A 9,300-nucleotide genomic window follows, 5' to 3' on the forward strand; every position below is an offset into this window, starting at 1 on the left:
CGAAGAAAACCGCCGAAGAGAAACAATTGGCTGATATAGCCAAGAAGAAAGCCGAAGACGACGCGAAGAAGAAAGCCGAGGAAGACGCCAAGCGTGCGGCCGCCGAGGAAGCCAAGAAACAGGCTGCCGAGGATGCGAAGAAGCAGGCTGCGGACGACGCCAAGAAAAAGGCTGCTGAAGACGCGAAGAAGAAAGCGGCCGAGGACGCCAAGAAGAAGGCGACTGAGGACGCGAAGAAGAAAGCCCAGGACGCTGCCCGTAAATCAGCGGAAGACAAGAAGGCGCAAGCACTGGCCGACCTGCTTTCCGACAAGCCGGAACGCCAACAGGCGCTGGCCGATGAACGTGGCGACGAAGTGGCCGGCAGCTTTGATGATTTGATTCGCTCTCGGGCGGCTGAAGGCTGGGCACGTCCACCTTCTGCGCGCAAGGGCATGACAGTCGTCTTGCAGATCAACATGTTGCCGGACGGCACCGTGACTTCGGTCAGCGTGAGCAAGTCCAGCGGCGATGGTCCTTTCGACAGTTCAGCAGTAGCGGCGGTCAAGAATATTGGTCGTTTGACAGAGATGCAGGGGATGAAGCCTTCGGACTTCGCACCTTACCGTTCATTCAAGATGACATTCACACCTGAGGACCTAGCCTTGTGATTAACCTTCTTCGAGGAATGCTTGTCGTTCTGTGTTGTGCAGCGGGTTTCGCCGCTGCCGACGAAAAGAACATTCTGGTAACAAGCGGCAGTGACCGCGCCACGCCTATCGCAGTCGTGCCGTTTGGTTTGCAGGGCGGCAGCGTGCTGCCGGAAGACATGGCCAAGATCATTGGCAACGACCTGCAGAATTCGGGCTATTACTCGCCGATCCCAAAGGAAAATATGATCAGCCAGCCGAGCCAGGCCAGCGAAGTCATCTTCCGTGACTGGAAAGCGCTGGGTGCGCAGTACGTCATGGTCGGCAGCATCGTTCCTTCGGGCGGTCGCCTTCAGGTCCAGTACGCGCTGTTCAACGTCGCCACCGAGCAACAGGTTCTCACCGGTAGCGTATCGGGCACCGCTGACCAGCTGCGCGACATGTCGCACTACATCGCTGACCAGTCATTCGAGAAACTGACCGGCATCAAGGGTGCGTTTTCGACCCGCATGCTTTACGTGACGGCTGAGCGTTTCTCAACTGACAACACTCGCTACACGCTGCAGCGTTCGGACTACGATGGCGCCCGTGCGGTGACGCTGCTGCAATCCCGTGAGCCGATCCTGTCGCCACGCTTTGCGCCGGACGGCAAGCGTATTGCCTATGTGTCGTTTGAACAGAAGCGCCCGCGCATCTTCGTTCAGCACATCGACACCGGTCGTCGCGAGCAGATCACCAACTTCGAAGGCCTGAACGGCGCGCCTGCGTGGTCCCCGGACGGCAGCAAGCTGGCGATGGTGTTGTCGAAAGATGGCAACCCGGAAATCTATGTGATGAATCTGGCCTCGCGTCAATTGTCGCGAGTGACCAACGATTCCTCCATTGATACAGAACCGTTCTTCGGTAAAGACGGCTCCACGATTTACTTCACGTCTGACCGCGGCGGCAAGCCACAAATCTATAAAACCAATATTAATGGCGGAGGGGCAGAGCGCGTTACTTTCATCGGTAACTACAATGCCAACCCTAAGTTATCGGCGGATGAAAAGACTCTTGTGATGATCCATCGTCAAGATGGCTTCACCAACTTCAAGGTTGCAGCTCAGGATTTGCAGCGCGGTAGCGTAAAAATCCTCACAGACAGCAACCTTGATGAGTCGCCTACTGTTGCGCCTAACGGCACCATGGTAATCTACGCCACCCGCCAGCAGGGCCGGGGAGTCTTGATGCTCGTGTCCATTAATGGACGCGTAAGGCTCCCGCTTCCTACCGCTCAAGGCGAAGTCAGAGAACCTTCCTGGTCCCCTTACCTGAACTGACGCGGCGCTTTACGTTGTACTTAACACACTTGGGGTTCATTAGGAGTTTTACGATGGAAATGCTGAAGTTTGGTAAATTTGCTGCGCTGGCTCTGGCCATGGCTGTAGCTGTAGGTTGCTCGTCCAAAGGCGGCGACAATGCCGGTGCTGGCGGCGCTGCTGTAGATCCTAACGCTGGTTACGGCGCTAACTCTGGCGCTGTTGACGGCAGCCTGAGCGAAGAAGCTGCTCTGCGCGCTATCACCACTTTCTACTTCGAATACGACAGCTCTGACCTGAAACCAGAGGCCATGCGCGCTCTGGACGTTCACGCCAAAGACCTGAAAGCCAACGGCGCTCGCGTAGTTCTGGAAGGTAACACTGACGAACGCGGTACTCGCGAATACAACCTGGCACTGGGCGAGCGTCGTGCGAAAGCCGTTCAACGTTACCTGGTTCTGCAGGGCGTTTCGCCAGCTCAGCTGGAAATCGTTTCCTACGGTGAAGAGCGTCCAGTTGCCACCGGTAACGACGAGCAATCGTGGGCTCAAAACCGTCGCGTCGAACTGCGTAAGTAATTTGACATGCGAACGTGCCGACGTGCTTTAACCGTTTTGGCTCTCACCCTTCCTCTTGCAGCGATGGGTGCGGTTCCTGTGGTCGATGACAACTCTGGCTCTGCTGGTAGCAGTTATCCGCCATCGGGTTATGGTACGTCTGGCGCCTACGCCGGAGGTGCGGCTACGACCGCACCTTCGGCGCAAGGTCAGCTGTTCATGCAGTTGCAGCAAATGCAGGACGAAATTTCGCGCTTGCGCGGAATAGTGGAAGTCCAGCAGAACGATATCCAGCAGATGAAGCAGGAAGCGCTGGATCGCTACAAAGATCTCGACTCCCGTATCGGAGCTGGCGGCGCATCGGCCCCATCAGCTGCCAACAATTCTGCTTCCGACGGCGGCACCAATGCCGGCGGAGCTCCCGTGTCACCCGCCGCTCAAGCGCCACAGGCCAGCAGCGAGCCCGGCGACCCAGCGAAAGAAAAGCTCTATTACGACGCTGCTTTCGACTTGATCAAAGCGAAGGATTTCGACAAGGCCAGTCAGGCATTTGCGGCGTTCCTGCGCAAATACCCGAACAGCCAGTACGCGGGCAATGCTCAATACTGGTTGGGCGAAGTCAATCTGGCCAAGGGCGATCTGCAAGGTGCCGGTCAGGCCTTTGCAAAGGTCAGTCAGCTTTACCCAAAGCACGCCAAGGTGCCTGATTCCCTGTACAAACTGGCGGACGTCGAACGTCGCCTGGGTCACACCGATAAAGTGAAGGGCATCCTTCAGCAAGTCGTTGCTCAGTATCCAGGCACTTCAGCCGCTCAGTTGGCTCAGCGGGACCTCCAGCGTCTCTGATTGCCAGTCAATCTGACCGCTGATTCAAGAAAGCCGCGCATTGCGCGGCTTTCTTCGTTAGAATTCCGCCCCCGAAATTCCGGTATTGATTACGCTTCTGTGGATTCTGCGTGTGCAGGGTGTACAGAAGTGCCTGACGGAGGCGGATGGCCTGTTTAGCCGTTACGCCCGTGGCCCCTATGCAAGACACACTACGTATCACGGAAGTTTTCTACTCGTTGCAGGGTGAAACGCGCACGGCAGGCTTGCCTACCGTTTTTGTGCGCCTCACTGGCTGCCCATTGCGTTGCGGTTATTGCGACAGCGAATATGCCTTCACTGGCGGAACCATCCAGACCCTCGACTCGTTGATGGAGCAGGTTGCCAGCTATCGCCCGCGCTATGTCTGCGTCACAGGCGGCGAGCCCCTGGCTCAGCCGAATGCCATTCCTTTGCTTGAACGGCTGTGTGATGCGGGCTACGAGGTTTCTCTGGAAACCAGCGGCGCGCTGGACATCTCGAAAGTCGATCCCCGCGTAAGCCGTGTCGTCGATCTGAAAACCCCTGGTTCAAAAGAAGTGACGCGCAACCGATATGAGAATATCGAACTGCTCACGCCCAACGACCAGATCAAATTCGTCATTTGTTCGCGCGAAGATTACGACTGGGCCGTTTCAAAGATCATTCAGTACGGTCTGGACCGTCGCGCTGGCGAAGTGCTGTTTTCCCCTGTCCACCGTGATCTGAACGTCAGAGACCTGGCCGACTGGATCGTGGCCGACAACCTCCCGGTGCGGCTGCAATTGCAGTTGCATAAAATCCTCTGGAATGACGAGCCGGGGCGCTGAATGAGTGAGCAATCGATGACTGAGAAAAGAGCGGTAATCCTGCTGTCCGGCGGGCTGGATTCGGCCACTGTGGTAGCGATGGCCAAGGCCGATGGCTTCAGCTGCTACACCATGAGCTTCGACTACGGCCAGCGGCATCGTGCCGAGTTACAGGCGGCGGAGCGTGTAGCGGCCGATATGGGCGTGGTCGAGCATAAGGTTATCGGCCTCAATCTCAACGGCATCGGCGGTTCCGCGCTGACTGACAGCAGCATCGCGGTGCCTGAGACGCCGGGCGAAGGCATACCGGTGACGTACGTACCGGCGCGCAATACTGTTTTTCTCTCTCTCGCACTGGGCTGGGCCGAAGTGCTCGGTGCCCGCGACATCTTCATCGGTGTCAACGCCGTGGATTACTCCGGCTACCCGGACTGCCGTCCGGAATTTGTCGAGTCGTTCGAGCGCATGGCCAATCTCGCTACCAAGGCTGGCGTTGAAGGCCAGGGCTTCACGATACAGGCGCCGCTGCAGATGCTGAGCAAGGCCGATATCGTTAAAACCGGTACGCGTCTGGGTGTGGATTACGGGCTGACGGTTTCCTGCTATCAGGCCGACGAGCAGGGACGTGCATGCGGAAAATGCGACAGCTGCCGCTTGCGCGCTGAGGGCTTCGCGGCGGCCGGCGTGACGGACCCGACGCGTTATTTTTAAATTATTTTCGCTTGGGTGTTGAATTACTGTGAAATATCAGTAATATACGCGCCACAACGAAGCGGGTCGTTAGCTCAGTTGGTAGAGCAGTTGGCTTTTAACCAATTGGTCGTAGGTTCGAATCCCACACGACCCACCATTTCGAAAATCTGGAAGGCCCATGTAAATGCGGATTTCCAGATTTTTTTTTGCCTGTGAAAAAGTAGCGGCCGGCGCTGACTCAATAACTCAACGCCCCCGCCTCCATCTCACGCCTTGCCGAAAACCACGTCCAGGGACATCGAGTCCGTATGGCGCATAGGGTTGCTGCCCTGGCCCAGGGTGTCGTCATTGGGATGCTGATACGTCATTCCAGTGCCCAGCTCTTTGGTCAGGAAATCGCCTCCCTGTTTCATCTTCTCCGTAGACCCGTCGTACCATCCGGCGATGGTCTTGTTCCCCGCAGAATCCAGGGAAGTAATGCTGTCAGGTGCCTTGTCAGCGATACTTTGCTTGTCGCCGACTTCAAATCCTTTTCCATCAGTGGCATGGATCGCTGCATTGCGGCCATCAATGTCGCTGGTATTGATGAAGCCGTTGTAGAACTCCAGGCGGCTCGCGTCAGGCTTGTAGTTGCCGTCCGCGTCGGCCTGTTTGAGCAGGCCCGTCGTGTCTGCCTCGTACTTCATGGTTCCTTTTTGCCCAGGCTCCAATGACAGTTCACCTACCAGCTTTTCATTCTTGTCGAACTGGCCAATCTTTATCGCATGGTCTTGAGTATTGGTGATATTGAGCGAGTAAGGCCCGCTGCCAGCGGTGGCGGCATCACCTACGGCGGTACTCTTGCCTGCAGGTGCAAGCGCAGCTGTCGCCTCCGGCGCAGTCTGAGCATTCGCCGGAGGTGTGGATGCCACTTGAGGCCCGGCTGATGATGCCTGGGCCGCACTTGGCGTCGTGGCTGCTTGCTGGGACCCAGTGTTGGCAGCCATCGGCTGAGCGGGCGCGGAGACTGCCGCCGACTTGCCTTGCGGACTGCCACTGCTTTGAGAAGACGCGCCCGTGTCGCTCCGGTTTTGCTGCATGAATTGTGCGAGCGCCTGCATGATCTGCTCGACCAGATTACGTACCGATGCAGCCAGGTCCTGATCGGTGGGATTGGCCGCCTGCGCGCTGGCATTCACTCGGCTGTCACTGTTGTGGGGCGATGGTCCCCCGAAGTTCACCGACTGCGCACCGGCACCGGGCGACGTACCAAAATCGATGCCTCCGCCCGCTTGGCGCTGGTCAGTCAGACGCCCTTGGGGCGAGCCAAAATCGCTGTTATGCAAGCCGAAGAGCTAATCAACAGGCCCACTCACTTTCGTCGACATACGCCACCCGCTTTGGACTTTATACCGCTTGAGTGGCAACTGAGTCGTTTTGGTTCCGTCATCCCACGCTATGGGTGGAGCCCTTTTTTTTTTTGACGCGCGGTGTATGAGCGTTCGCTTAGATGAGGGAGAGCAGGGTTTCCAGCTGACCGCGTTCCCAGGTGCTCAGCAGTGCAAGAGGATCAGTGCCGTAGCGTTGGCGGGCGTCAAACAGGTAGACCCGACCTTCGGGGTTGAGGCAGCGGTCGCAGTGATCCAGGGCATTGTGCTCTTTGTAAAAGGTGATCAGCCAGCCATCAGCCTCTACGGTCATCAGGCCACTGTCGATGTCGACTTGAGCGTCGCCGCCCACCCGACGCATCACCCGAATGCCGAGGGCGATGTCACGCAGGACCTGACAGGTGTCACGCGCACTGAGAGGCTTTGCTGACAAATGGATGTCCCTTGATGGCTCGGCTAGCAGGGCGGCCGGGTGAAAACGTCTGCCCAAGGCATGCGCCTATGGCATCGATTTGATAGCCTCGCGTCACTTTTTTGGAGAGACCCATGACCACAACCAACCAATCCAGAATGGCAGCGCGCTACGGGGACCCCGAGGCATCTGCGCTCGCCACCGGGAACGATACCATCGATCAGTTGCTCGACCATCGCAGCGTTCGCGCCTTCAGCGCCGAGCCTCTGCCGGATGGGCTAATGGAAACACTGGTTGCTGCTGCGCAGTCTGCAGCCAGCTCTTCAAACCTGCAGGTCTGGAGTGTGGTCGCGGTGCGGGACACCGATCGCAAAGCGCGTCTCTCGGCACTTGCCGGTAACCAGGCATACATCCGACAAGCGCCGCTGTTCTTGGTATGGCTTGCCGACCTCTCTCGCGTTTCCCGTGTAGCCGAGCAGCAGCACGCCGAACTGCATGCACTGCCCTACCTCGAAAGCCTGTTGCTCGGAACGATAGATGCCTCACTGGCGGCTCAGAATGCAGTAGTGGCACTCGAATCGTTGGGGCTTGGAAGCGTTTACATCGGGGCCATTCGCAATGACATCGAGGGGGTAGCCAAGGAACTTGAATTGCCTGCACACGTTTATCCCGTGTTTGGGCTCTGCGTCGGTTACCCCTCCATCGAACTGCCGGCGAAGGTCAAACCGAGGCTTCCACAGGCTGCGGTGCTTCACCACGAAACCTACGCAGCGGAGCCAGAGTCGGCCGCAGTCGCCACTTATGATCAGCGGTTGGGGGCTTTCTACCAGCGCGAGGGAATGAGGGCAAACGGTTGGTCCGAACAGGTCGTCAACCGACTTCGTGACACCTCAAACCTCCATGGCCGTGAACATTTGGTTGAGCAGTTGATCCGGATGGGTTTTGGCCTTCGTTGATGACGTGGCTCCAGGGATTCAGTCATGCGGTCAGCGCGCATTGATTGTGCATGACTGATGCAGCGTTCAGCGTCAGTGCGGCGGGCAGGAAGTCGTTTCGACCGTCGAAGCGATGAGGTCGCGCAGCCACCTGTGGGCGGGATCGCGGTGCAGGCGTTCCGGCCATAATGCGACGCGACTGGATAACTTCTTCACCGATCCGCCACTGCCGTTTCGTCGACAGAATGCCGGCGATTATGAGATCCCGGCATTCACGCTCAAGCCGCGCCTCGCGCCGGGGCGCCACGAATTGGCATCCATTACACTGACGTCGATTAAAACTGACGCAATTGTGCCGACTTCGGTTGGCCCCCCGACCAACGCCACGTCCTGTCCTTCAAGTCAGATTTTCCGCGGCCGATACAGAAAAAAGCTCTGTGTATGTAACGCATGCGCCCTGCGATCCTTTCCTGTGAGCGAACGATGAACCCACTCAAACTCTTCAATCGATCCCGTGCCAACCGCCAGGAAGCGATCAGCATCAACTGCACCGCTGGCGAACTGGACCGTGCCCTGGCGGGCGTGCGTTCAGTTCCCGTTCTGGTGACAGGCTTCGTCTCACCGCATCTGGACATCGACCACATTGCCGCCCGCATAAAGCAGCGGTTTCCCGATAGCGCGCTGAGCCTGTGCACCACCTCCGGCGAGCTGTGCAACAGTGCGACCGGTTTGTACTGTGCAACCGGCGATCGTTGGGACCGCATCGTCTTGCAGCTCTTCGAGCGCAGCGTGATTGCATCGGCCGAAGTGGTGATGGTGCCACTGGAGTGTGAAGATATCCGCAGCGGTGGCAAGCGCATGGAGATGCGTGAGCGCATCGAAAAACTGGTCAGCAACATCAAGCGTGCGCAGGTCAGCACGGCCATCGACCATCGCGACACGCTGGCCTATGTGGTGTTCGACGGCTTGTCTGCGTCCGAATCGTTCTTCATGGAAGCGCTCTACGAGTCCGGGCGTTTTCCCTGCCTGTTTGTCGGCGGCTCGGCCGGTGGCAAGTCGGATTTCAAGAAGACGCTGATCCACGACGGCAAGCGCAGCTATCAGAATCATGCGCAAATTGTTTTCATCAAGACCGCCGCCGACATCCGTTTCGGCGTGTTCAAAAGTCAGAATTTCCAGCCCGCCGGGCTGACCTTCAGTGTCCTGACCGCTTCTGTCGAAGACCGCACCATCTACCAGGTGATCGACAGCAAGGGCAACATCATGAGCATGGTCCAGGCGCTGTGTAACGCCTTCGATTGTGACGCCCACGCCCTTGAGAAGAACCTGGCTGATTACTCCTTCGCCATTCGGGTGGGCAGCGAGTTGTTCGTGCGATCAATCGCGCGCATCGACCATGCACAGCAAATCATTCAGCTGTTCTGCGACGTGGCCCCCGGCGAAGAGCTGGTGATGGTCAAGCGTACGCCGTTACGCGAAGCCACCCGCGTGGATTACGAGCAATTCCTGCGCGGCAAGGGCGGGCAGCCCGTCGCGGCGATCCTCAACGACTGCATCTTGCGTCGGGCCAACAACGGCAAGGATCTGGGCAGCATGACCGGATTGTTCGGTGACGTACCGCTGGTGGGGTTCTCGACCTTTGGTGAAATTCTCGGCCTGAACCTGAACCAGACGCTCACGGCGATCTTCTTCTTTCGGGTGGCAAAAGGCGCGTCATTCACGGATGAGTATGTGGACAATTTCATCGCGCACTGTGG

The 9,300-nt window shown here is 57.8% G+C and carries 10 protein-coding genes, 1 tRNA gene and 1 pseudogene; 10 read left to right on the top strand and 2 right to left on the bottom strand.

Features of this window, described 5'->3' with window-relative positions:
- The 7 genes from tolA to QMX88_RS27600 form a co-directional block, all read left to right on the top strand.
- A partial coding sequence (gene tolA / locus QMX88_RS27570) for a cell envelope integrity protein TolA (RefSeq protein ID WP_282373420.1) occupies positions 1-650 on the top strand: 650 nt, incomplete at its 5' end.
- A gap of 17 nt (positions 651-667) precedes the next feature.
- Positions 668-1,948 (top strand): Tol-Pal system beta propeller repeat protein TolB, encoded by a 1,281-nt coding sequence (gene tolB / locus QMX88_RS27575; protein WP_282373428.1) that lies wholly within the window; start codon positions 668-670, stop codon positions 1,946-1,948.
- Between the two features lie 53 nt (positions 1,949-2,001).
- Positions 2,002-2,505 (top strand): peptidoglycan-associated lipoprotein Pal, encoded by a 504-nt coding sequence (gene pal / locus QMX88_RS27580; RefSeq protein WP_037014065.1) that lies wholly within the window; start codon positions 2,002-2,004, stop codon positions 2,503-2,505.
- A 6-nt stretch (positions 2,506-2,511) separates the two neighbouring features.
- Positions 2,512-3,330, top strand: coding sequence for a tol-pal system protein YbgF (gene ybgF, locus QMX88_RS27585; RefSeq protein ID WP_282373422.1), 819 nt, complete (start codon positions 2,512-2,514; stop codon positions 3,328-3,330).
- Positions 3,331-3,509: 179 nt separating this feature from the next.
- On the top strand, positions 3,510-4,157 hold the full coding sequence (gene queE, locus QMX88_RS27590; protein WP_282373429.1) for a 7-carboxy-7-deazaguanine synthase QueE: 648 nt from the start codon (positions 3,510-3,512) through the stop codon (positions 4,155-4,157).
- A gap of 15 nt (positions 4,158-4,172) precedes the next feature.
- Positions 4,173-4,847, top strand: coding sequence for a 7-cyano-7-deazaguanine synthase QueC (queC, locus tag QMX88_RS27595; protein ID WP_282373423.1), 675 nt, complete (start codon positions 4,173-4,175; stop codon positions 4,845-4,847).
- 63 nt (positions 4,848-4,910) lie between these two features.
- Positions 4,911-4,986 (top strand) — tRNA-Lys (locus tag QMX88_RS27600).
- 109 nt (positions 4,987-5,095) lie between these two features.
- Here QMX88_RS27600 and QMX88_RS27605 read toward each other — a convergent pair.
- Positions 5,096-6,154, bottom strand: coding sequence for a hypothetical protein (locus QMX88_RS27605; RefSeq protein ID WP_282373424.1), 1,059 nt, complete (start codon positions 6,152-6,154; stop codon positions 5,096-5,098).
- A 160-nt stretch (positions 6,155-6,314) separates the two neighbouring features.
- A complete protein-coding gene (locus QMX88_RS27610) occupies positions 6,315-6,629 on the bottom strand; it encodes a DUF7693 family protein (RefSeq protein WP_282373425.1) in 315 nt (104 codons plus the stop codon).
- Between the two features lie 113 nt (positions 6,630-6,742).
- Here QMX88_RS27610 and QMX88_RS27615 point away from each other — a divergent pair, with 113 nt between their 5' ends.
- From QMX88_RS27615 to QMX88_RS27625, 3 genes and pseudogenes are all read left to right on the top strand, one after another.
- Positions 6,743-7,564, top strand: coding sequence for an NADPH-dependent oxidoreductase (locus QMX88_RS27615; protein WP_282373426.1), 822 nt, complete (start codon positions 6,743-6,745; stop codon positions 7,562-7,564).
- Positions 7,565-7,739: 175 nt separating this feature from the next.
- Positions 7,740-7,856, top strand: a pseudogene (locus QMX88_RS27620) (NAD(P)H-dependent oxidoreductase); the annotation flags it as partial.
- 170 nt (positions 7,857-8,026) lie between these two features.
- Positions 8,027-9,300, top strand: a 1,274-nt coding sequence (locus QMX88_RS27625; protein ID WP_282373427.1) for an FIST signal transduction protein, incomplete at its 3' end; no start/stop codon positions are given.

Source organism: Pseudomonas sp. PS02290, assembly GCF_029960075.1.
GTDB lineage: Bacteria > Pseudomonadota > Gammaproteobacteria > Pseudomonadales > Pseudomonadaceae > Aquipseudomonas.

Bases quoted from the DNA above. Each gene is read 5' to 3' on its own strand.
- queC (WP_282373423.1), top strand. From the start codon at position 4,173: ATGACTGAGAAAAGAGCGGTAATCCTGCTGTCCGGCGGGCTGGATTCG.
- QMX88_RS27615 (WP_282373426.1), top strand. From the start codon at position 6,743: ATGACCACAACCAACCAATCCAGAATGGCAGCGCGCTACGGGGACCCC.
- ybgF (WP_282373422.1), top strand. From the start codon at position 2,512: ATGCGAACGTGCCGACGTGCTTTAACCGTTTTGGCTCTCACCCTTCCT.
- queE (WP_282373429.1), top strand. From the start codon at position 3,510: ATGCAAGACACACTACGTATCACGGAAGTTTTCTACTCGTTGCAGGGT.
- tolB (WP_282373428.1), top strand. From the start codon at position 668: ATGCTTGTCGTTCTGTGTTGTGCAGCGGGTTTCGCCGCTGCCGACGAA.
- pal (WP_037014065.1), top strand. From the start codon at position 2,002: ATGGAAATGCTGAAGTTTGGTAAATTTGCTGCGCTGGCTCTGGCCATG.